Annotated in this window: 18 protein-coding genes; 6 read left to right on the top strand and 12 right to left on the bottom strand. The window is 41.6% G+C overall.

All coding sequences use genetic code 11. The annotated features are described in order from the left end of the window. Window positions 1-263 precede the first annotated feature (263 nt). Window positions 264-1,997 carry a thiamine pyrophosphate-dependent enzyme gene (locus tag B3E92_RS17730; RefSeq protein WP_070569752.1) on the top strand — a complete coding sequence of 578 codons (1,734 nt, stop codon included), beginning with the start codon at window positions 264-266 and terminating at the stop codon, window positions 1,995-1,997. Between the two features lie 153 nt (window positions 1,998-2,150). Here the strand turns inward: B3E92_RS17730 and B3E92_RS17725 are convergent, their stop codons facing one another. Next, complete coding sequence (locus B3E92_RS17725) at window positions 2,151-2,339, bottom strand: hypothetical protein (protein ID WP_112374468.1); 189 nt, start codon at window positions 2,337-2,339, stop codon at window positions 2,151-2,153. Between the two features lie 266 nt (window positions 2,340-2,605). Between B3E92_RS17725 and B3E92_RS17720 the strand changes: the two genes are divergently transcribed. Continuing rightward, window positions 2,606-3,094, top strand: a complete 489-nt coding sequence (locus B3E92_RS17720) for a hypothetical protein (RefSeq protein ID WP_112374469.1) — start codon at window positions 2,606-2,608, stop codon at window positions 3,092-3,094. On the opposite strand, the gene B3E92_RS17715 is transcribed toward B3E92_RS17720, so the two are convergent. Then, a complete protein-coding gene (locus tag B3E92_RS17715; protein ID WP_070569758.1) occupies window positions 3,068-3,460 on the bottom strand; it encodes a diacylglycerol kinase family protein in 393 nt (130 codons plus the stop codon). The two genes, B3E92_RS17720 and B3E92_RS17715, sit on opposite strands and share 27 nt — an antisense overlap. Window positions 3,461-3,663: 203 nt before the next feature. Here B3E92_RS17715 and B3E92_RS17710 point away from each other — a divergent pair, with 203 nt between their 5' ends. After that, on the top strand, window positions 3,664-4,842 hold the full coding sequence (locus tag B3E92_RS17710; RefSeq protein WP_112374470.1) for a MalY/PatB family protein: 1,179 nt from the start codon (window positions 3,664-3,666) through the stop codon (window positions 4,840-4,842). 162 nt (window positions 4,843-5,004) lie between these two features. Here the strand turns inward: B3E92_RS17710 and B3E92_RS17705 are convergent, their stop codons facing one another. Next, a complete protein-coding gene (locus B3E92_RS17705) occupies window positions 5,005-7,167 on the bottom strand; it encodes a S46 family peptidase (protein ID WP_112374471.1) in 2,163 nt (720 codons plus the stop codon). A 226-nt stretch (window positions 7,168-7,393) separates the two neighbouring features. Here B3E92_RS17705 and B3E92_RS17700 point away from each other — a divergent pair, with 226 nt between their 5' ends. Together B3E92_RS17700 and B3E92_RS17695 are read left to right on the top strand one after the other, a co-directional pair. Further along, window positions 7,394-8,332: a hydrogen peroxide-inducible genes activator gene (locus tag B3E92_RS17700; RefSeq protein WP_286897751.1), complete on the top strand. Its 939-nt coding sequence runs from the start codon at window positions 7,394-7,396 to the stop codon at window positions 8,330-8,332. A gap of 6 nt (window positions 8,333-8,338) precedes the next feature. Beyond that, window positions 8,339-10,138: a chloride channel protein gene (locus tag B3E92_RS17695; protein WP_070569765.1), complete on the top strand. Its 1,800-nt coding sequence runs from the start codon at window positions 8,339-8,341 to the stop codon at window positions 10,136-10,138. Window positions 10,139-10,227: 89 nt separating this feature from the next. Here B3E92_RS17695 and B3E92_RS17690 read toward each other — a convergent pair whose 3' ends face one another. The 7 genes from B3E92_RS17690 to B3E92_RS17660 form a co-directional block, all read right to left on the bottom strand. Continuing rightward, window positions 10,228-10,818, bottom strand: coding sequence for a riboflavin synthase (locus tag B3E92_RS17690; protein WP_046675860.1), 591 nt, complete (start codon window positions 10,816-10,818; stop codon window positions 10,228-10,230). Window positions 10,819-11,569: 751 nt separating this feature from the next. Further along, entirely contained in the window at window positions 11,570-12,163 is a 594-nt protein-coding gene (locus tag B3E92_RS17685) for an RNA polymerase sigma factor (protein ID WP_070569769.1), read from the bottom strand. Between the two features lie 199 nt (window positions 12,164-12,362). Further along, window positions 12,363-13,853 carry an arylsulfatase gene (locus B3E92_RS17680; RefSeq protein WP_112374472.1) on the bottom strand — a complete coding sequence of 497 codons (1,491 nt, stop codon included), beginning with the start codon at window positions 13,851-13,853 and terminating at the stop codon, window positions 12,363-12,365. Continuing rightward, window positions 13,850-15,373 carry a sulfatase-like hydrolase/transferase gene (locus B3E92_RS17675; RefSeq protein WP_112374473.1) on the bottom strand — a complete coding sequence of 508 codons (1,524 nt, stop codon included), beginning with the start codon at window positions 15,371-15,373 and terminating at the stop codon, window positions 13,850-13,852. The genes B3E92_RS17680 and B3E92_RS17675 overlap by 4 nt, the downstream gene beginning before the upstream one ends. A gap of 55 nt (window positions 15,374-15,428) precedes the next feature. After that, complete coding sequence (locus B3E92_RS17670; protein ID WP_286897750.1) at window positions 15,429-17,084, bottom strand: RagB/SusD family nutrient uptake outer membrane protein; 1,656 nt, start codon at window positions 17,082-17,084, stop codon at window positions 15,429-15,431. A gap of 17 nt (window positions 17,085-17,101) precedes the next feature. After that, window positions 17,102-20,530: a SusC/RagA family TonB-linked outer membrane protein gene (locus tag B3E92_RS17665; protein ID WP_286897749.1), complete on the bottom strand. Its 3,429-nt coding sequence runs from the start codon at window positions 20,528-20,530 to the stop codon at window positions 17,102-17,104. A 185-nt stretch (window positions 20,531-20,715) separates the two neighbouring features. Continuing rightward, window positions 20,716-21,894, bottom strand: coding sequence for a FecR family protein (locus B3E92_RS17660; protein ID WP_112374476.1), 1,179 nt, complete (start codon window positions 21,892-21,894; stop codon window positions 20,716-20,718). A gap of 360 nt (window positions 21,895-22,254) precedes the next feature. Here B3E92_RS17660 and B3E92_RS17655 point away from each other — a divergent pair, with 360 nt between their 5' ends. Then, window positions 22,255-22,680, top strand: a complete 426-nt coding sequence (locus tag B3E92_RS17655) for a hypothetical protein (protein WP_146753040.1) — start codon at window positions 22,255-22,257, stop codon at window positions 22,678-22,680. Here the strand turns inward: B3E92_RS17655 and B3E92_RS17650 are convergent. Both B3E92_RS17650 and B3E92_RS17645 read right to left on the bottom strand, forming a co-directional pair. Continuing rightward, entirely contained in the window at window positions 22,661-23,533 is an 873-nt protein-coding gene (locus B3E92_RS17650) for an EamA family transporter (protein ID WP_286897746.1), read from the bottom strand. The two genes, B3E92_RS17655 and B3E92_RS17650, sit on opposite strands and share 20 nt — an antisense overlap. Then, window positions 23,520-24,338, bottom strand: coding sequence for an alpha/beta hydrolase (locus tag B3E92_RS17645; RefSeq protein ID WP_286897744.1), 819 nt, complete (start codon window positions 24,336-24,338; stop codon window positions 23,520-23,522). The genes B3E92_RS17650 and B3E92_RS17645 overlap by 14 nt, the downstream gene beginning before the upstream one ends. Window positions 24,339-24,383: the final 45 nt, after the last annotated feature.

The following is a 24,383-nucleotide window of genomic DNA, read 5'->3' as shown; positions in this document are numbered from 1 at the left end:
TTTTGAGACAGCCTCTTTTTTTGTTGAATACAATTTCTTTTTATTTCAAGTATAGCGAATTGTTGGCTTTAATTTGAGCCCAGTATATACCTGCTCCCAATTGAGGCTGTTATTGCACATTCGACCAGATTATACGCTTGGGAAACGACAGACCTGTTCAGCTAATGTCCCAAACCATTACGCTACATTATTGTTGTTATTAAATAGCGGCAATATAATTTGCACGATGCCGCTATCACAAAATCTTAAATTATAGTATAAGTATGAAAAATGTAGCACACCAGATTGTGGGTCTTTTAAAGGATGCGGGAATTCAGCGTATTTATGCCGTAACGGGCGATAGTTTAAATTTTTTCAACGAAGCTGTTCATGCAGATGGAACGATGCAATGGATACATGTCAGGCATGAGGAAGTGGGGGCGTTTGCTGCAACGGCAGAAGCTGATTTGCACGGGATCGCTTGTTGTGCGGGAAGCAGTGGGCCTGGGCATGTGCATCTGATCAATGGTGTTTATGAAGCACACAAGACTCGTGTACCCATGCTTGTGATCGCATCAACATGTGCTACCTACGAATTTGGAACCGATTATTTTCAAGAAACCAATCCAATCAAGCTGTTTGATGATTGTTCTTGCTACAACCAAATGATCACTCGGCCGGAGCAGGTGCAACGTATGGTGCAAAATGCATTACAACAGGCTATCTCTAAACGGGATGTTGCAGTTATCGGCCTACCTGGTGACGTATCAGAAATGGAAGCGGTTCAAATGAATACTTCAACGAAGGTGTTTTTTACCGAGCCGCAAATTAGACCTTCGGAGATGGAAATTGGGCGATTGGCACAATATATCAATCAAGCAGAAAAGATAACCTTGTTCTGTGGTGTGGGGGCCAAGAAAGCACAGCAGCAAATTGTAGCATTATCACAAAAGATCCATGCGCCAGTAGGTTATTCATTTAAAGCAAAGTTGGATATCCAACGCGACAATCCCAATGAAATCGGGATGACAGGACTTCTAGGAATGGCTTCGGCTTTTCAAAGTATGCATCATTCCGATCTTATTTTACTTTTAGGGACTGATTTTCCTTATAAGGATTTTATACCGACCAACAAAACCATTATCCAGATTGATATTGAAGGTGAAAAGCTAGGGCGTAGATCCATCGTAGACTATGGGCTTGTTGGCGATATTGAGCATACCTTAAAAGCGGTATTGCCCTTTGTAGAAGCGCGTTCGGATACGAAATTTCTGGAGAAGCAGCTTGCTTCTTATGAAAAGGTCAAGGAAGATCTCATGACGTATGTGGAGGATTCAGGCAGCGAATGCGCAATACAGCCAGAATTTGTCGCTCATACCATTGATCAGAAAGCCAATGATGATGCGATTTTCTTGCTTGATACCGGTATGTGCTGTGTTTGGGGAGCACGTTATATTAATCAGCGAAAGGATCGAATCATGCTGGGGTCTTTCAATCATGGTTCTATGGCTAATGCCATGCCAATGGCTATTGGAGCTGCATTGACACATCCTGAGCGCCAGGTTATTGCTTTTTGTGGCGATGGAGGCCTATCCATGTTGTTGGGGGACCTTGCAACAATAAAACAATATAACTTACCGATCAAAATCATCGTCTTCAACAATCGTGCACTTGGTATGGTTAAATTGGAAATGCAGGTATCAGGTCTTAAAGATCAGGAAACTAATATGGTCAATCCAGATTTTGCGATGATCGCCCAGGCGATGGGCATACGTGCATTTACGGTGACTCAACCCCAGGAGGTGGATGGTGTTATCCATGAGGCTTTTGGGATTGTCGATGAGCCTGTCCTAATTGATCTATATACCAATCCCAATGCATTGGCTATGCCACCCAAAATATCCTTCAGTCAAATGAAAGGGATGACAGAAAGTATGGCAAAATTAATGTTGTCGGGTAATTTCGAAGAGGTGTGGGATACCATTAAGTCTAATTATAAACATTTGAAATCGCTTTGATCCCTTGTGACGGCGAATTATTGAATATATTAAAAGCCCCAAAAAGCATAAAGCAGAGGGGCTTATTTTGTGTTAAAAGTGACTTGAATGTGTGGCGGTCAGACCATAAGAGGCTGATCGGCGGATAGTCGAAAATTGAAGGAAAATGTTATCTCAACATTGACGTTGAACAAACCAAAGGCTTTTAAGTAATTCTTCTTTACAGCGTCTGAGTTTTTCAATTTTGGATTCGGAAGGAATCGTAACTTGCTCTTTAACAATAATAGCCAAGTCTGTTTCAATGGACAATTTTGTGAGTGATGTACATCCACTATCAAATTTCTTAAAGCTTACATCTTTCATACTAATATTGGTTAAGAATTCCTGAATTTTATAATGTACAATTTACTAATAAAAATTAGCTTTACAATAAGCCTACGATAATTTTATTGTTACTAAATTGTTTATTTTTAATAGCTTATATCGTGCTAAAATAGTAGACTGCTATCTAACTTATAAACAATATTCGCTTGCTTTTTGTTTTTTGAATTTGAAAATTTTAAATGGTAGTTATTTAAAACAAAAATTCTTTTGAATTGCTATCTATACGATCAAACAAAAAATAGACGATGAGAATAATCAATTTCGGATTTATAGCGTTGCTGTGTTGTGCTGGCTGCCATCAGGAACAAAAAAAACAAGTTACTTCAACGAAACGCAATGATACTGTTCAAACTACTCAACCGTTGGATACCGCGGGGTTTCTTAGTGGAAAGAGTACATATCAGTACCTTAAAAATGGCGATACCATTTCACTGTCAATCACTGTTGATGGAGAAAAGGTACAGGGTGATCTTAGCTATGCCTGGAAGGAAAAAGATCGTAATAGCGGACATATTGATGGTGTATTGAAGGGGGACATTTTAACGGCCGATTATACTTTTTCTTCTGAGGGACAGGAATCGGTCCGCCAGGTGATATTTAAATTATCTAAAGCTCGTGCAATGGAAGGTTATGGTGCGATGAAGGAGAAAGCTGGAAAAATGTCTTTTGTTGATCCGAAGAAGATTGCATTTGATGAGAAATTCGCGTTAGAAAATGTAACGAAGGGCCAATGAGATCAGCTTGGGGGTAAAAATTAATAGGCCGATCAATAGCGCGGTGATGCTGCTTATCATCACTGCCGCTGCGGCGACATCTTTCATCTTTTTGATGTTTGGGTTATGTTCTGGACAGATAAAGTCAGCCATATTTTCCAATGCAGTATTTAACAACTCACAGACGAATACAAAACCAATGGCAAAGAGTACAGCAATCCATTCGTGGGTACTGATGTGAAGCACAACGGATAGCAGTATGGCCATAATGGCCGCTATACAATGCACCCTGAAATTATGTTCTTCCTGCCAGGCTGTTTTCAACCCACTGAAAGCATAGTGAAAACTCTTTAATCTGGCACGGAATGAAAAGTTGTTTTTGGCCATAGTTGTTATGCTATTTTCTGTAAAGATAGCGCTTTCTGCTTATCCAGGTATACTGGATTTTTTTATTGCATGTTGTCTATTATGTCCGCGAGTTTTGTTATGTATATTAGCCTTCACTAAGTAATTTATCGTGCGATCTGAACCCCCTTTTACTTTATCATATTTTTTTTGCAAATGCCTCCTAATTTTAATTAAATTGCTGTATGATCTATAATTTTGACAAAACGATTGTTCGTCGTGGTACCGATTCGGTCAAATGGAATCAACATGATTATGCCGATTTGATTCCACTCTGGGTTGCGGATATGGACTTTCCAGCAGCACAACCAGTCGTGGATGCACTTGCGCAACGGGTTCAACATGCGGTATATGGTTATGCTACGATTCCAGCTGCTTTTTACAGCGCAGTGATGAGCTGGTCCTCACGGCGACATAAATTTGTACTTCAACCGGAATGGATACTTCCAGTTATCGGTGTGGTACCGGCGCTTTCGGCTTTGGTTAGCGCATTGACATCACCCGGAGATAAGGTTTTGGTGCAAGAACCTGTATATCATTGTTTTTTTTCTTCCATAGAACGCAATCAAGCCCAGGTGGTTTCCAATGACCTGATTTATCGTAATGGCGAGTATACGATCGATTTTGAGGATTTTGAGCATAAAGCAAGTGATCCGAAAGTCAAGTTATTTATTTTATGTAGCCCACATAACCCGGCTGGGCGAGTTTGGACCCGAGCTGAGCTTGAACGTCTTGGTGAAATCTGTTTGCGACACCAAGTTTTAGTCATTTCGGATGAAATTCACTGCGATCTGGTATTTGAAGGCTATACACATATTCCTTTTGGAAGTATCAGTGCAGCCTTTTTGGCGAATTCGATTACCTGTGTAGCACCGAGTAAAACCTTTAATTTGGCGGGATTGCAGGTCGCTACAGTCCTCGTGGCCGATCCTGAACTCAAGAGGAAGGTGCAACAGGCTTTCTTAGCTAATGAGATCAGTAGCATTAGCCCCTTTGCCATTACGGGCTTGATCGCTGCGTATGAGTGGGGCGGGGAATGGTTGGATCAGGCTTTAAGCTACATCCATGCAAATTATCTGTATTTGAAAGGCTTTATGAACGAACATCTGCCTGCTTTGCATGTGCTTCCTTTGGAGGGTACTTATCTGGTATGGGTAGATTGCGCCGCTTTGGGGATTTCAAGTCGAAAATTGGGAAAGCTCTTATTGGATGAAGCGCATGTGCAGGTGAATGTAGGTGCGATGTACGGGAAGGGGAGTGATGACTTTATTCGCCTCAACATTGCTTGTTCGAGGGAGGTATTGACAACAGGCTTGTTGCGTTTGAAGACTGTTTTCTCTTCTTTGCTCCAAGGGGCAAAATAGTACGCGAAGCTATTCTGAGTTAGATGAATAGGTTCTGATTTACGGTGAATTCTTCGTTCGCAGTGGCACGCCGCCGGGCGAATCGGAAATAGCGTGGTGAACAAAAAAAAGCCGCTGCATCTCTCGATGCAGCGGCTTTCTTGCGCCTTGTTTTAGACCAGATTAGATACCCATTTCTTTCAGGATAAAATGCGCGTTGTCAATTTTATCGGCAACCCAGAGGACATAACGAATGTCGACTCCGATGGATCTGCTGTAACTCTCGTTCCAAGCGAAATCATTAATTGTTGCGTCGTAAGCACGATCAAAATTTACACCGATTAATTCACCATTGGCATTCATAATTGGAGATCCTGAATTTCCACCTGTGGTATCCATATCATATAGGATATTGACCGGTACGGATCCCAGATCCTTTTGAAGATACGGACCAAAATTTTTGTTGAGGTAAGCTGTCTTGATTTCTTGTGGATAGTCAAATTCTGCTAAACCAAGATTTCCTTTTTGAATAATCCCTTCGATTGTTGTAAACGGTTTCATATAGGTTGCGTCAGCAGGCGAGTAGCCTTTGATGTGCCCGTAAGTCAGACGTAAGGTTGAATTTGCATCAGGAATAAAGTTCTTGGCCTGGAAAATTTCCTTAACGGCGACATAATCGCCCATTAATTTGTTCAGTACCCCTTCACGTCTTTTTTGTTCAGCAGCGAACTGGACAATATCATTGTTCAATTTGCCCTGGAAATCCAATAATTTGTCGTCAAATTTCTGAAGTGCATCGGCATTGGCCAAGACAGTATTTAGTATGTAATTTTGATCGCCAAGTTTACTGTTCTGAATAATCTCTGTTGCAAATTCTTGTGCAGTAGCCGTATTAAATTGCAATTTCTGAATGGAGGCCAATTGATTTTTACCTTGGAATGCAATGGCATCTTCCAACATTCGGGAGAAAATACGCTGATCAGCTTGCTTATTGTAGCTTTCGTAAGTTTCTTTAAGTGCTGTTTTTAACTTTTCAATATTTAAATCGAAAAGCTGTTTGGCCACCTGGGATGATTTTTCCTTGGCTAAGTTGGTTTTCAGAACGTTTAGGTCGCGAGCTACTTTCAATAAGCTTGTGCTGTTGTAAATATTGTTGATCCAAAGTTCCTTAAGGGCATCTTGATCACTGAGCTGATAATAGGCATCAATATCAGCGAGTAGACTTCCATATTTGTTTTTCAATTCGGGTTTACTTAAGATAAACGCTGCCAGTGCTTCGTCTTCTTGTTTTTTTGTCGATAGCAAGTCGATTCCTCGTAAGCCCTTGAGTTTACCACGATAGTTTTTCAATACATTCGCATTACGTTTTATGCGTGTTGCCAAGGACAAGGCGATATCGGTATTGTCTTTTCCTGCTTCCTCCATCTGTTTATTTTGGAAATCATACAGGTTGGATACGTAAGGCAAAAGATATTCCTGTTGATATTGAATATATTGTGCTGGTCTGTGTCGGAATGTTTTTCCGGGATAACCAAGGATAAAGGTGAAATCATTTTCCCGTACCCCATTTGGATTGACTTTAAGGTGTTTTTTGGGCTGGTAAGGAACGTTATCTTTAGAATAAGGTGCAGATTTTCCGTTTTTGCCGACATAAGCTCTCAGAAAAGAATAATCTCCCGTGTGGCGTGGCCATACCCAGTTATCGGTCTCTCCACCAAATTCTCCGATGTTTTGACGTGGAATATAAACTAAACGAACGTCTTCAATTGTTTTATAACGGAATAGGACATAACTTTTGCCGATAAACATTTCCGATACTTCAGCTTTAATCGTTGGATCTTCCTTTTCAGCTTGTTTAACCAGTTCTTGTTGTTTACGTTTGATCGTATTGATACGCTCCACTGGATCGCTGATGTTAGCGACAGCATTTAATATTTTAGCGGAAACATCCTCATAAGAATCGGTAATTCTTATTTTTAATCCTTTTGCCTCAATTTCCTGCTCTTGATTTTGTGCGACAAAACCGTTTTTTAGGTAATTGTTGATTGCTGTACTCGCAAGTTGAACGGCAGAAAAAGCACAATGATGATTGGTAATAATCAGACCACGGTTTGAGACAAACGATCCAGTACATCCACTAACTTGAACCAGGGCATCTACCAGTCCGACCTGGCCAGGATTGTAGATGTCTCTCTCACTGATCTTTAATCCGGCTTTCTTCAATCCAGCTCTATTTAATTCGCTCAATGGAAACATTCCCTCATCAGGATTTGCCTTGCTATAAGGACTGTTTGCCATGGTTAAGAATAAAGCTAGTGCAATTGTCGTACGATTTATAAACTTCATAGGATTTTAACTATCAACTGTTGTAAATCTCCAAATTTAAGAAAAGCATTTCGATGAAATCGATTTTTTATGTGAACTAATGTAACAATAGTGGATATACAGGATCTTTTTGGCAAGGTATTTATTGTATAATAAGCAGGCCAAATACCCCTGTTGACTTTAATTGTAAAGGATTTGACATTGGTTTACGACAGGAATCGTAATTTTGTGCTTTAAAGATAGTAAGATGACCTTAATCCAATTGGAATATATTATAGCTGTTGATACCTACCGAAGTTTTGTTGCAGCTGCAGAAAAATGTTTTGTCACGCAACCTACGTTGAGCATGCAAATACAAAAACTTGAAGAGTCTTTAGGGGCAAAAATCTTTGACCGGAGCCGTCAGCCTGTTGTTCCTACAGAAATCGGCGAGAAAATTATTCTTCAAGCTCGAATGGTATTGACGGAAAGCCGAAAAATCAATGAGATTGTACAGGATAAAAAAGGGGAAATTGAGGGCACGCTAAGGGTCGGTGTTATCCCGACAATCGCACCATATTTACTTCCGAATGTGCTGACCACATTTATGGAAAAATATCCAAAGCTACAATTGCAGATATGGGAATACACGACAGAACGGATTGTGCATGAATTGAAGGTCGGACTTTTGGACTGTGGTGTGCTATCTACTCCTTTAAATGACCCTGGGATTTTGGAGTCGCCCTTATTTTACGAAAATTTTGTCGCCTATATATCCGTCAATAGCCCCCTGTTTCCGAAAAAAATACTGAGTGGCGATGATATTGCCGATGATAAACTTTGGTTGCTCAATGAGGGGCATTGTATGCGTGGGCAGGTACTTAATATTTGTCACCACAAGCACAATCAAGATCTTACGGGAAGATTTGAATATAACACCGGTAGCGTAGAGACCTTAAAACGTATGGTCGATATCAACGATGGCATCACCATATTGCCTGAATTGTCGATTTGGGATTATTCCGACGAACAATTGGATCGTATCCGTTATTTCAAATCACCAGAACCGGTACGTGAGATATCATTGGTGACCACACAGAACTATGTGAAGAGACAGGCCATCCAGACGCTGGAAAGAGAAATATTGGCCGTAGTACCCGATAAATTCAAAACAAAAAAGAAGAAGGAAGTGTTGAGCTTTCAATAGAACGATATGGGAAACCTCAAAAGACGTTTTTTTAAAAAAATAGACCAGATCAATCAATGGCGGATGAAGAAAGTTTCAAATCGGAACTTTATCATTATACTCGCATTTTTGGTTGGAATTGTCGGTGGTATTATGGCATCTGTACTGAAAAGATTAACCCATTTTATTGCAACGACAATACAAGATGATATCGACTGGAAAGTAAAATACTCAGTTTACTTAATTTTTCCATTGATCGGAATATTGCTCAGCGTGTTTTTTGTTCGCAAATTTCTAAAAGGGAAGAAGATGGAACATGGGATTACACCCATTATCTATGCCATCAGTCGGAAAGGCAGCCGATTGGATCCCAGTAATATTTATTCTCAGGTAGTGACCTCAGCTATAACCGTTGGCTTTGGCGGTTCCTGTGGTTTGGAAGCACCAGTTGCTTTGGGCGGGTCTTCTATCGGTTCTAATATCGCCCGTTTTTTTGGACTGCAGTATAAGGAAGTTACCATGTTATTGGCTTGCGGTGCAGCAGCAGGAATTTCAGGTGCATTCAACAGCCCTTTGGCCGGAATGATCTTTGCCATCGAGATTTTGCTTCCAGAATTTTCAATTCCCGTGTTCATTCCTTTGCTGATCTCATCAGCATTAGCTTCTGTTGTCTCTCGTGTGCTTTATAATGAACCCTTATTCAGTACATTCAATTCCGACTGGCAGGTTTCGGCCTTAATATTTTACCTCTTGTTGGCCGTGTTGATTGGGCTTTATACGATTTACTTTGCACGTGTTTCCAGAAGTGTGGGTAAATGGTTTTCTAAGATTAAGAATCCCTATAATAAAGTCTGGGTCAGTGGAATTGCTTTAGGTCTGATGATTTTTGTATTCCCGGCACTGTATGGCGAGGGCTATATTACCATTCAGCAGATTCTGAATGGTCAGTTTAACTCGATTGTTAAGAACAGTTTGTTTTCAGACTATAAAGATATGGGATTAGTCGTCCTGGGTTATACGATATTGACTTTATTTGGAAAGTCCCTTGCCGCATTATTTACTTTAAATGGCGGTGGAAATGGTGGTGTATTTGGACCAAGTTTAGTCATGGGCGGATTATTAGGATTTGCATTTTCGTATGGTGTAAACTTAACCGGAATAGCCGAGTTAAATGTGCCAAATTTTGTGGTTGCGGGGATGGCCGGTGCGTTGAGCGGCATTATGCATGCGCCGTTGACGGGCATATTTTTGATTGCTGAAGTGACCGGAGGTTATACGTTAATGGTTCCATTGATGTTGGTTTGTTCCATTTCTTATTTGATTAATCGAGCCGTGCTAAAGCATTCCATTTACACCAAGGTATTGGCCGAGTCTGGCGATCTGATTTCTTATGAAGATAAGGATCGATCCGTGTTAAGTATGATGCGGATTAAATATGTATTGGAAACTAATTTTGTGATCTTACGCCCTGACGAAACACCAAAAGGTCGACAAACAGACATCATCCATAGTAAACGCAATATCTTTCCCGTGGTTGATTATGAGGGCAAATTTATGGGACTTCTTTATAGTGAGTTTCTATTTTCAGTCTTATTGGGCGAAGTGGATGGGGGAGATACCACCTTTGAGAAATTAGCGCAGAAGCCAAATGATACCGTTGGGATCAACGAAAACATGGAAATCGTGATGGCTAAAATGAATAAGGACGATACGTGGATACTTCCAGTTTTAGGGGACGAAAATAAATATATGGGCTTTGTTTCCAAATCGAGTGTATTCAATAAATATCGCGCATTACTGATCCGTCAGGGGCACTATTTGGAATAAATCAAGTATACAGTTAGGACCCGGAATAAAGCGTGTAAGGATGAACTTCCTTGGATTACCTTTAAACCCAAGGAAGAACAGTGAATTTTTTAAGCGCGCAAAGCCATTATCTTCGTGACATATTTCCCGATGATATCAAACTCCAAGTTGACTGTGCTCCCCACTTCAACCTGCTGCAAGTTGGTATGCTCTAACGTATATGGAATGATGGCAACGGAGAACTGATCGTCTTTAGAATCGACTACTGTCAAGCTGATACCATTTACGGTAATGGATCCTTTTTCTACGGTGATATTTTGTTTGGAAACATCATATTGAAAGGTGAAAATAAAACTACCATTTTCATCTTTCTTTTGGATACAACGCGCAGTCTGATCTACATGTCCCTGAACGATATGTCCATCAAATCTTCCGCCTGCCAAAGTACAGCGTTCCAGATTGATCAGATCGCCCACCTTTAACTGAGCCAGATTTGTCTTCTGTAGCGTTTCGTCAATTGCTGTCACTTTATGGAGATCATTGTTTAATCCTACTACAGTAAGACAAACGCCATTATGACTAACGCTTTGGTCTATTTTAAGTTCATTGGAAATAGCAGAACTGACGTAAAAATGGATATTACTTTTCTCCTGTTCGATATTTTCTATTTTTCCTAAGGTTTCTATGATTCCAGTAAACATGTTATTTTATTTTTGATTGTTTCCAAAGTTACTAAATAAAAAAATGAAATATGATTGTTAAGGTCGCACAAATACTGTCGCGATAAGTCAGGCGAATGCTAGTTGAAACTGGACTTGATGTTCAAACTAGCAGGATCGTTATAGCGATTGTTAAAAGGATCTTTAAAAAGGGCAATCCATCATTTCGGACCCTGTTTATGCATCCAATTGAACCTGTAAAGAATAAGAGTGCTTGATAAAACGAAGCAAAGGAGTGCTCCCTTATTACATAGTAAATTTAAATAATGCACGAGTTAAATACTGTGGTTGGGAGGCGCTGAGCGAAGCTACCAAAAAAAAAGCTTGTTGAAAAATGCAAAAAGATTGTAGTGTACATTGTACACTTACTATTCCTTTTGTGATTGCTATGCTAAAACAAATTTATGGGAGTTGAAAAAAAATATAACAAAATTTTTGTTTATATCATTTGAAGCACTATCTTTGTCCTAGGTTTAGGTTGATTGCCTCTTACAAAGAGGTATTTATAAAAGCTTAGCAGGTCGCCCGACCGAATGCTAAGCTTTTTTTTGTTTCTAGTTTTTTAAAATTATTGCTTTCTTAGTTTACTGATAAACAGCTGTTTGTATTTTTTAAACCGTTCCAAGGTTGGAGGGCAAGTATTGCCTGAAGGTGGTTAACCTTAGGGGGGATGCTGTGTGAATAGCCTATTGGTCTATCTAGGGGTCGGATGCGGGAAATTGAAGGGAGTTAATTATCCTTTGAAGGCATACCATACAGATAGCATAAGAACACTGAGGTATTCAAATTTTTTAGATTTGAACCTTTCTTTTAATGCGTATAATGCCTTAGACCTTGCATAATAGACGGTCGATGCGGTTGTGTTTAATGTTTCACAAATTTCTTCGGTATTCAAGCCGTCCAAAAAGCTGAGCTTGAAGATCTGAGCCTGCTGTCTGGGGAGCAAATTTATTTCAGCAAGCAGCAATTCGGTGAGTTCCGTACGGAATATTTTCTTGAGTACATCGTCTTCCGGAACCGACATATGCTGAAGAATATCGAGCTCCTCTTTCCGTATTTTGAATTGCGTCGTTCTTTGCATATCGATACAGGCATTTTTAGTAGCGATAAAAAGAAAGGCTTTCAGGCTTTCATAATTCTCTACCTTTTGTCGATTATTCCATAACTTAACAAAAACATCGGAGACAATTTCTTCGGCGTCGGTTTTGTTGCGGAGGTAGGAAAAGGCAAAATAGCGTAACGAATGACCAAAATGATCCATAAAAAAGCATAAAGCCATTTCATCACCTTCTTTTAGTGTATTGATGTATGATTCTATTTGCCGCATACTTGGTTATTGATCCTTTTACGTTGGCCTTCGGAATATGTTGTACTCCTCTATGGTCGATACGTCATTCAATAGGTACATTCACATTAGACTCCAGCTGTGGATTGCTGTGCTAAATTACATAAAAAACTTGGGTTGTCATGATTCAATCCGGACAACCCAAGTTTTTTAAGATAAAAAAATGAAGAAAGAAATCGATTTATTTTTTAATCATCTTATTCGCTACAATTTCCCATTCCTGAATATGGGCAGGTCGGTGTTCATGCTGAACAATTTCATCAAAATGTCGCAGCATTTGTGGGTATTGTGCAGCTAAATCATTTTCTTCCCAAGGGTCTGTCGTTAAATCAAACAATTGCCATTTTGCTTTGGGGTTTTTCTTCAGATCGAGTTTGACGGCCTTCCAACGTCCTTCGCGTATGGCGAGCTGGCCGCCCTTTTCTGGATATTCGAAATAGAGGTATTGATGTTTCTGTTGATTCTTCTGACCCAGCCAGGTTGGAAGGAGGGAGAGCCCATTGCTGTGTCCGGGGCTTTGTTGAACCAGCTGTGCGAAGGTTGCCATGAGGTCATATTGGGCCGAGATAAGGTCCGTTTCAGCATTGGCTTTGATATGGTTTGGCCACCTGACAATTAACGGAACTTTGATACCACCTTCAAAAACATCCATTTTTAATCCCCTAAGCGAATCGACACTGCGGAAAAAGCGATAATCTATGCCCCCATTAAAACCAGTTCCGTTGTCACTGGAAAACAGAATAATGGTATTGTCATCTATTCCCAATGATTTGATATGTTTCATAATCGTACCGACTTGGTCATCCAGATAGGTGATCATACCCGCATAGGTCGCTCTTGGATAGGGGGTAGCGGTATAGCCGTCCTGTCCGTAATACGGTTTGTCCTGGAAGAGGTCCTTATATTTATCCACATATTCCTGGGGAACTTGTAGTGATAAGTGCGGCAAAGTATAAGGAAGGTATAAGAAAAAAGGTTTACTTCGGTTTTTGTCGATAAAAGCCAGCGCTTTCGCTGTCATTAGTTCAGGTGCATATTCCTTACCGTCAAACTGCTTGAAGTCCTCTGCCGTGGCCTTACTGGAATCTAAAGGAGTATGTACAAATTTTTCCTTGTTTTGAAGGGGATATTTTGTTTCATTTTCCCAAAGATGGGTTGGGTAGTAATTGTGGGCCTGTTTTTGGTCCAGGTAGCCAAAAAAATAATCAAATCCCTGTTTGTTGGGGCTTCCGGTGGAGTTATTCATCCCAAGTCCCCACTTTCCAATGGCTGCGGTCTGATAGCCGGCTTTTTTAAATAGGTGAGCCATGGTATACGTTCCTTCAGGAAGTGGCATCTGGCCAGCTTCGAGACTATCTGCAAAACCGCCCAATTCATAATTTCCACGAATATAGGATTGGCCACCATGCTTGCCCGTCAATAACATGCAGCGGGCGGGGGCACAGACAGGCGTACTTGTATAGTGGTTTATAAAACGTAGACCTTCACGTGCCAGCTGTTGGATATGGGGTGTTTTGATCAATCGCTGTCCATAGGGCTCCGTTTCGGCATAACCTAAATCGTCCGCATAAAAAAATATAATATTGGGCAATTTTTGTTGCTTTTTCTTTTGTTGTGCAAAAAGAGTCCCCCATCCAAGGAGGATGAGGGCGAGTCCAGCTTTTATTTTCATTTTTTACGTTCTCCTTCCAATAACTGCTTGAGTTCAGCGACCTTTTCTGGATATTTTGAAGCCACATTATTCTTTTCGCCGATATCATTTTTGAGATCGTATAACTGATCTTCCGGAAGACTTCCTGTTTCAGTATCGGTTAGTTTCATGTAGGGGGCACCTTTGCTGGGTGCAATATATTTCCATTCGTCCTTTACGATAGCCAGTGTCTGCGCATGCTGTACCATACTGCTACGTCCCTTATTATCTTGACCGGTTAAGGTTTTCAAGAGTGGGGCGCTGTCTTTTGCTTCATCTGCTTTTAGTGGAACATCCAATAATTGGGCACTTGTTGCCAACAGATCTATTTGGCTGATCAAAGCATTGGAAACTTTCCCCTGTGCAACACCTTTGCCGCTCACGATAAAGGGCACGCGCGTTCCGCCTTCGAAGATGCTATATTTGCCACCGCGTAGTGGGCCTGCGGGTAGATGGCCATTTTGTTGGGCCACAGCTCCATCCATATAGCCGTCGTCGAGAACGGGCCCGTTGTCGCTACTGAAAATTATAATCGTGTTTTTGTCAAGTCCCAAGAGCTGCAACTGCTGTTGAATTTGTCCGACGGTCCAATCCAACTGCAGAATAGCATCGCCGCGGTAGCCGAGTTTGCTTTTCCCTTTAAATTGTGTTGCGGGCATACGTGGGACATGTGGTTCTGTCAAGCAGAAATAGAGAAAGAACGGTTTGTTTTGATGTTGGGAAATAAAGTCCTGGGCTTTGTGGAGAAATGTTGTGGAAACTTCTTCATCCACCCACCTGGCACGTGTTCCGCCGCTCATGTAGCCGATTCTTCCGATACCGTTGACGATAGTCTGATTGTGGCCCTGACCCGGTGAAGAATGCATTTTGAGCAGTTCGGGGTGTTCTTTGCCCGTAGGGTCGTTCCCAATTTTCTTTTCATAGTCCACCAGAATTGGATCATTGGCTTCAGCGGCCACAACTTGATCATTTTCAAGAAACACTGTTGGGACGCGATCTGCTGTTGCAGGAAAAATGAATGAATAGTCAAAACCTACATCATTAGGCCCGGGTTTAATGGGGGCATTCCAGTCTTTTTGGACCTGATTTCCGAGTCCCATATGCCATTTGCCAACAATGGCAGTAGCATAGCCGGCATGTTTAAATACTTTGGGTAATGTAATTTTATCCGTAGGAACGATTAGCTTGGCATCGCCTGGCAGAATGCCTGTACCTTCCTGGCGCCATGGATACGTCCCGGTCATCAATGCAAAACGGGAAGGGGTGCAAGTTGCCGATGTACTATGTGCATTGGTAAATCGGACGCCGTTCCGGGCGAGCTTATCCAGGTTGGGTGTCTCGATTTGTTTGGCACCATAGCTACTTAAATCACCGAAACCAAGATCATCCGCATAAATATAGATGACATTCGGTTTACTTGCCTTTTGGGCAAAACTAACGGTGGGTAGCGTAACAAAAAGGCTCGCGGAGAGTAATAACGCTAGAGATAGTGGCTTCTTCATATACGTTGAATTTTGTTTAAAGGGTATCGTTTGACAATTGACGATACCCAAGGTACTATTTTAAATCTGGATTGATATTAATTTCATTCTGTGGAATTGGCCAATGTTCATCTTGGCCAGCTCGGAAGGCCTTACTGGTTACGTACCATCGGCTATAAGGATCTTTGTTTCCACCTGCTTTTATGCGGAGATTTTTCGCCCCTGGGAATGGTGCCCCATAGAAATCGCCCTTTAGTACATCTTTTGCGATACCCCAACGTAATAAATCCCAATAACGGAGTCCTTCCAGTGCAAGTTCGACACGTCTTTCGTTACGTAAGGTCGAACGCAGTGCGCTACTGCTTTGGACGGTGATGGCTGGCATATTAACGCTGCTTCTTTTTCTGACAGCGTTGATAGTTTTGTCCAGTAGGTCGCTTGTAATAGGATCACCATTTTCGAGTTTGGCTTCAAGGTAACTCAGGAGGACTTCGGCGTAGCGTATAATAGGAACATCGGCTCCAGAGTTTTGTAAGTTTCCACTAAAGCCTTCGTCGTTGAACTTGCGCAATCCGTAGCCCGTGCGTGTTGCCTGTTTTGTTGTTGTCAATTGATCAATAGACAATGTGGAATCTGGATGTGAGGTGTATTTTAAATTTTTAAAGCGGTCTCCATTTGTTATCACCGTGAAGGCTAAACGCGGATCCCGGTTTTTGCTGATGTCTTGCGCATTATATCGCGCATCATCGTACGAAAATGCCGTTCCATCGGTGAAACCATAGCTCTCTACAAGGCTACCAAGCGGGCAATGGAGATGCCAACCGCCGGCGACTGCGGGAAAATTGTGTTGGAACATACCGTTTCCAGCGAGATCAACAAGATACTGCGTGGCAAAAATAATCTCTTTGCTCGTTTCGTTGGTTCCATTAAATAAGCCTGAATAGTTGGGATCAATGCTGTTTTCATTGGCATTGATGATCTGCTCATAACTTTTGATCGCGTCGGCGTAGGCTTTTTCGGCCAGTTGGATGCGTCCCAGGAAAGCGAGGGCTGCCTGTTTGCTTGCGCGGCCCCGTTCTGCGGCAGTCAATTTGCCATAACTCGGTAAGTCGTTTGCCGCTTCCTGTAATTCACGTTCAACAAAAGTAACCAATTCCTGTTTTTTTGCTTTGGATACCTGGTTTGCCTCATTGGGTGTTAAGGTTTTGGTCACCAAGGGAGCGTCACCCCAGTATTGAGAGAGGTAGAAATATTGACAGGCACGTATAAAGCGCGCTTCTGCCTTGAAACGAGCGAGTAGTTCAGCTGAAATCGGCGTCTTATCAATATTTTCAAGGAAATAATTTGCACGGGCGATTTTCTTATAGGTATACTGCCAATAATTGTCTAAGTTGCCGTTATTGCTCGTTAATGTTCCATCGGATAGCTTGTTGAAAACCGAATTATCACCACGTCTATCGTAGGCATTGTCCGAAGCAAACTCCAGATAAAGTAGCCCGTTATAGGACCACCAGTCTGTGGGGCTGAATTCGGCGAGGGAGTTCATTTGGATTTCTGCTTTGTATAATCCTGTCAGCGCTGATTGCGCATTCGTTTCACTGGTCCAAAAAGTCTCGTTTGCAAATTTATCAAGCGGATTGGTTTCCAGCTGTTTTTTGCAGCTGATGCTCAGGCTTGATGCAAGAAGAATGCATAGGGCCAATTTTATATGTCTGTGTGTGCTATGTATCATGGTTTTTTATCGATCGGTTAAAAACTAAGGTTAACCCCAAATGTAAAATTGCGCATAATAGGGTAGTAGGCGCCGCTTGAATTGATTTCCGGATCCCAGCCTTTTCTATAATTGCTTTTGGTAAATAGGTTTTCGGCGTTTGCATAGATCCGCAGGCCTGACAATTTCCATTTTGCAAGGGTGTTCTTGGGAATGGTATAGCCTAATTGCATATTTTTGAGGCGTAAGTAGCTCGCATCCAAAAGCCAGTAGTCTGACAGCAGTGTATTGGGAGTACCTGTGCTTGGCAATTGTTCAATTCTTGGGTAAACCGCATTGCGGTCGGGATTTGCTGCTGTCCATCTGCCATCAGCTTGCCAGCGTTGGATATTGCCGTTTTGTGTCAACGCAAATCCAGCATAATTGTCCAATAAGCCTTTAACACCACTTACACCTTGAAGAAGTATTCCTAAGTCAAAACCTTTATAGCTCATCCCGATATTCATCCCGTAGGTGTATTTGGGGATACGTGATCCGATCACAGTTCGGTCATATGTGGCATCTACTTTTCCATCAGGTATGCCGTCGGGGCCACTAATGTCTTTGTATCGGATATCGCCTGGCTGTGGCTTTGGGTTGATGCTGGTTTGATTGGCCCAGCTTGCAATATCAGCAGCATCGATAAATAGGCCATCGGCTTGGTAGCCATAGTAAGCCTGTATGGGGTAACCGATAAATAGGGTTGAACCATTTCCAACTAAGCCATTTGGCTGGTTGATATTGCCGACACCCAAATCGACGACTCTATTTTTGACGGTAGAGAAGTTTAGATTCACATTATACGAAAATTCGTTCAACTTCTTTTGATGTCCCAAGGTGAATTCCCAGCCACTATTTCGAAGTTTTCCAGAATTCTGTACGCCTACTTCAAACCCCAAAACTTTGGAAACACTAGAACCTGGGCTCACCAAAATATCGTAAGTATATCGGTTATAATATGTACTACTGAATGTCAATAAATTTTTAAATAAAGCCACTTCCATGCCCGCATCTGCCGTTCGGGTTGATTCCCACCGTAGCGTAGGGTCAACAATTGTTGTTCTGGCGACCCCTGGAGAAATGGTATTTCCAAAAGGGTAATTATAACCCGGATTTAAAACATCCTGGTATGGGTAGTTAGAGACAACGCGCTGTTGTATATTACCGACAATATTTTGGTTTCCAAGTACCCCATAAGATCCTTTGATTTTCAATTCGTCGATCCAACTATAATGGTCCTTTATAAACGATTCTTCACTCAGCAACCAACCTACTGCAATCGAAGGGAAGGTCGCATATTTTTTATCGGTTGGAAAACGGGATGACCCATCGTATCGAACAACACCCTCGACAAGGTATTTCTTGGCATAATTATATTGTACGCGTGCAAATAATGATTCTAATGCCCACTCTGAGGCTGTCCCAGCGTTCTGTTGCCCATCTGGTGAACCTACATTTAACTCGGTAAGATCATTGCTGGGAAAATTCTGGCGGTAAGCGCTTAAACCTTCGCTGTAGCCTTTTTCGAAAGAATAACCACCTAATATTTTCAGGTTATGCGACCCGAAAGTCTTCGTGTAGTCTGCTAAAGCTTGAAAAGTTTTGTAAGTGTCGTAGGGCGCACTTTGGTTCAGATTTGAGGGGCCCAGAATTATGGAATTGTTGATCCGTTGCGAAGCTCTGAAAAGTTTTGTACGGCCATTCGTCTGCGTATACCCGCCAATAGCGGATAAGGTCAGATCTGAAATCGGTTTCCAATCGAGCCTTGCGTTTCCCGAGATATTGGATACTTTTTCTTTGTAGAAGGATTCGCTCTCCAGGAAAGATACGGGTGTCCCTTTCAGGTTATTTCCTGCGCCCCAGTCACCGTTGCTCAACCGAATAGGGTATATGGCGGGATAGCGAATCACCTGAGAAATGATATCCGTCATGCGGGAGAAGTCGAGCGTTGCCGGTGCTGCCGGTTCGTCTGTTTCGGTCTGAATTGCTGCTACCCGCGTCGTTAATTTGAGCTTGTCATTGAGGTTTGATATGAGATTGAGGCGGACATTGTATTTGTCAAAATTGTTTTTGATGACAATACCTTTTTGATTCAAAAAACCAGCAGATAAGGTGTATTGTATTTTATCTGTGGTATTGGATATATTTAAATTGTGGCCTGTTTGTGTTGCTTGCGACTTAAATGAGCTTGCCATATAATTGGCATTGGGATAATTGTCAGGATCTGAGCCATCCTTAAATTTTTGGATTTCTTCGGCCGTATAACCACCGCCACCACTTGTGGTTTCGTTGAGTAAGGAAGCGTACTCCCAAGAGTTGACAAATTCGGGGAATGCTGTTGGCTTTTGGATCCCATAATAACCATTGTAATTGACCGTTAATTTTCCGCCAGCTGCGCCTGTTTTTGTTGTTACCAGAATAACGCCGTTTGCGGCTCTAGCTCCATATATGGCTGCTGAGGAGGCGTCTTTCAATACCGATATCGAGGCAACATCATTTGGATCAATATCATTAAAGGAATTGGTGGGGATACCATCAACTAAAATAAGTGCATCGGTACTGGCGCCGAATGATCCCACACCACGAATCTGTATCGTATTGTTTGCTGCCCCGGGTTGGCCAGATCGCTGTATGACGGTCACGCCCGGCATTTGACCAGTGAGGGCCTGAGCAAGCTGGGGAACGGAGCGTTTGGCGAGTTGTTTCCCATCAACTTGGGAAACCGAACCGATTAGTTCTTTCTTTTTTGTCGTACCGTAGCCTACGACGACGACTTCCTCCAATGCGTCGATATGCTGGCTAAGTTCAATATTGAGGTAGGGCTGGTTGGCCAACGGGATTTCCTTGGTTTGGTAGCCGATCATTTTAATGACAAGTACGGCGTTATTATTTGCTTCAATCTGAAAGTTACCACTTGCATCTGTAGTAGTTGCTTTTGTCGAACCTTTTATCATAATTGTTGCACCTTGGAGCGCGGTTCCTTTGCTATCGTGAACATTTCCCTTGATGGTGCGGTTTTGTTGCACTAAGACGTAATTGCTTGGAAGGTCATACGTTAGGTGGTTTGTTTTTAACTTCGTTACGACAAGCATATTATCCTGAAAACTCCAATCCACAGGTTGGACTTTTAAGAGGATCGGTACAGCTTTTTCTAAAGGCATATTGCGAACCTGCGCCTCAACTTTTAGTTCAGCAAGTTCTTTACCATTCAATAGAAAGGGGACGCCACTCTGTTTTTGGATGGTACGTAGTACCTGCACCAATGACATTTTTTTGGCGTTAATCGTGATTGATTGTGCGTAGCTGGCTGCAGACAGCTTAACAACACATGCAAGAGTAAAAAATGCGCTCAGCTTCATTTTGGTCTTCCATTGCTTGGGGATGTTCACAGCAATTCGATTTCTATGAACAAGAAATTTAAAATTCATAAATTTGTTGAATTAGGGATATAATCTATTGTTAAACTGATTGGGTAAATCGGTCAAAAATGGAGATCGCTATTATGGCCGATTAATGTTCGTAGCATTGGTCGGCTTTTTTTAGTATCTCGTTTTGTCTCCTTAGGTTGGTTTTCTCATAATTGTTGTTTTTGGGTTATTTCATGGATAATTGGTTAGTTTGAAACAAAGAGTTTACGGATGCCATTTTCTTGGATCAATTCAAATTTAATATGGCTGCGTTCCAAAATTTTTAGGACTGCCGATAGACTTTTCGTACGTTGAATTTCGCCATATAATAGTGTTTCTTTTATCGGTTGCGTGTAGATGATTTGCAGGTCATACCATTGACCGATCAATTGTAGGGCAGTATGAAGGTCCGTTTCATTAAAATAGAATTTATTGTCGAGCCATGCGATGTAATTAGCGGGATCGACCACTTTTTTGGATAGTTGACCCGAAGCTAAGAGCGCTTGTTGGTTGGGTCTGAGCTGTAACGTTTGCCCTTGCGCCGATAGATTGATGCTTCCCTCCACAAGCGTTGTACTACTTTGGGATTTCGAATAGGTGTTTACGTTGAATTCGGTACCGGTGACTTCGATGAGCTGTCCATTGGAAACGACCTGAAATGGAACCTTTTTATTTTTTGCAATTTTGAAATAGGCTTCACCGTCAACTTCAACAACACGTTTGTTTTTTGCAAAATGAAGCGGGTATTTGAGTGTTGTTTTCGCATTGAGTGTAATTTCCGAGCCATCTTCCAATTGGAGTTTCAGCATTGTGCCGGCGGGGGTATTAACTGTGGCCATCAGATCTTCTTTTAAAGATTCGTTTTGTAGAACAGTACCGTCTTCGTAGGTCAATTTATCTCCTGAAACAAGGGCTCCTTTCTGACTCGATACCTGGAGTACTTTGCCATTCGAAAGTCGTATTTCAGCGTTGTTGTTCTGTGCTTCTACATCATTTAAGACCATTCGATCGCTGATCGGTGTAGCCTGTTTTTTTACCACTATGAAATACATCAGACCACCTAAAATTAGGCTTATTAAAGCTGCAGCGTAGGGTAGCAAACGCTTTAGGTTTCTTATAGGAGATGGTTTAATGGCGGAGGTTCGAATGGTCTCTAGGGTCTTTGTCTTTAACCTTTCGTTCCAATCCATCGTATCTGAGGCCTGGAGTAGGCTCCATTGATTTAAATCGTTGATAAAATCATCGCGATCTAAAAGGTCTTCAAAAAAAATACGGTGTTCTGCTGATTCGTCCAACCATAGCTTTAAATCGGTCTTTTCATCCGACGTTAAGTTGTCGCCGATGTACTTTATGATTAGTTGTTTGATATCATCAGTCAATCTCATGGTGTATAATTTTAGATAGATACGTAACAGGAAGGATAAACCTTAGTAAAAAAATGAAAAAATATTCAGGTGTAGCATGCCGACAAATATTAAGGTCCATCCGTCAAACATCGTCAGGACCACGTCCAATAGTGCTTTGGCATTTATCTTTCAAGGATTAATTTGCATCTTTAAAAAGATTCTTGTCGTTTAAAGGTTACGCGGGTTTAGCAGTTATGCTATGTGAGAAGTCAGCCTTGAATTCGGTTTTGAAATTGAGGCGCTCGGAAGGGGCCTGGTCGAAATTTATTAAGGGAAAATAGGAGGGGACGAGAAGTTCAGGCCTATTCGCGGTTTTGTTTATTTTAAAATATTGTGCCGATGAAAAGAAAGCTAAGTTTTATTTTTCTGCGAATTATAGGGTTTAGTGTGTCGACGACCTTTGTCCTTACAGCCATACTTCAGGCAAATAATGAGGCGGCAAAAAGAGCACGTTGCTACATGCCCTTTTTTACAGAATTGTTGCTTTCATTCGTGACACTCTGTATTGCGATTGGTACGATATCTATTTTTCTAAATTTAAATAAGCAATTCAGAAGCAGTAGGCTTGCACGGGCACTATCCTTTGTTTTATTGCCCGCTGCTATTAGTCTATTGTTTTCATCCTTTCTGATCCAAACTGGTGGAGCCTCTAATATATTTGAAATGCTCCACATGGCTGCAACCATAGTTCCGGTTTGGGGGCTGATCTTATGGCAATATAATAGATTTAGTCATTGGCTGGCTACTACGACTTACCAACATTAATTATGATGACAGCCATTAAAATCAGGAGTATGCCCAACCATTGGAATCCTGAAACAACTTCCTGCAGAACCAACATGGCAGATAAGGTTGAAACAGGAATTTCCAGACTTGAAATAATATTTCCCATCGCTATTCCAGTTTTCGGGATTCCCTTTGTAAACAATAAAGGCGGTAGGATCGTTCCAAAAATGGCAATCAGAAATCCCCAGGGGACTGCATTAACTTGCATATACCGAATAATATCCATGTTCCAAAATGCGACGATGAGCAGCAGTCCGCCTAAAACCAAGAATTGGCTTCGTACCGAACTCGGCAGCTCTTTCTCCACTGTGCTTGAAGCATAAATTGCCAGCGCATAACTTATTCCCGCTCCGAACCCCAGTATTATTCCTCTGTAATCAAGCGCATTATTGTTTTGGAATAGATTGGTTGCTAAGGTCGTTCCGAGCAAAACGATAATAACTCCTGTTATCTTGCCTTTTGAAGGAAACTTTTTCAACAGCACTGCTTCTGCAACCAAACTTATCCAAATGGATTGCATCAGTAAAATAATTCCAACAGATACCGAGATATATTGGATGGAGAGATAGTAAAGTGTAGTTGTTAGGCCCAATGAAATGCCCCATACCATCAGTTTTATTTTTGATGAAAATTTGATAACGTTATGTTCTTTTGCACTACGCTTTGAAAACAGATTAAAGGCCAGCAAAAAGAGAAAACCAAACATAAACTGCAGAAAGGTCAACAGACTTGTGTGTATCCCTAAATGGTTTGCATATTTCACGATCGTTGCGAGGAGTCCATAGCTGCAAGCGCCTGCAGCAACATAGAGTGTCGATTTATAGTCCTTCATGTTGAAAGTAGTTTTGAAATAAAGCCAACTGTTGTGATAGTGATTTGCTCCAATAAGCAGTATCGTGTCCGCCTTTTGATTCGATGTAAAGATGCTCGATGTTTTTGTTGGTCAGATGCTTGTGGAATGTCCGGTTCATTTCCAGCATTTGCAGGTCTTCCGTTCCACAATCGAGGATATAGCGTTGTTTATTGTGCTTCATTTTATCTTCGTTGCTGTAGATGCGGTCTACATCGTTCAGATTTTTGAAATCGCCCAATACCTTGTCTACCTGATATTGCTGGTAGGCTTGTCCAAAGCGGTCGAAATCAAGTGCGCCGCATGAACTTCCGACGATCGAAAATGTTTGTGGGTAGGCTATGCCGATGTGCAATGCTCCGTAGCCACCCATACTCCAGCCCAGTATTCCGCGCGCATTTCGGTTTTGTTGCGTCGGGTAGTGATGATCGATGTAATTGACTAGCTCATTTCCGATAAAGGTGCTGTACTGTGAATGTGGATCGATGGGGCTATCTACGTACCAAGAATTGAAGTTGCCATTTGGGAGCACATAAATAGTCTGAAATGTTTTTGCTTTTTGGATTAAGTGGGGAATATCTTCTTGCACTGTGCGGGTGGGGTTGCCGCTATAACCGTGGAGTATATAAACTGTTTTATAATTGATCCCGTCTTGCATGTCGGGTGTAATTATAATGGTTTCAATGTTTTTGTCCATTTTGGCACTATGGATTTTTGTCTTAACGACTTTTTGTGCCGCCAGTGGTAGGCTAAGGGCAGAAAATAGGAGGGTGTATACTGTTTTCATAGCTTAAAATTTTATCTTTATAAGGCAAAATTCAAGAGTATAATC

It is taken from the genome of Sphingobacterium sp. UBA6317, assembly GCF_002440385.1.
GTDB classification, from domain to species: domain Bacteria; phylum Bacteroidota; class Bacteroidia; order Sphingobacteriales; family Sphingobacteriaceae; genus Sphingobacterium; species Sphingobacterium multivorum.
The sequence above is the reverse complement of the archived record's forward strand: the minus strand, read 5'-3'. Positions and strand labels throughout refer to the sequence as shown.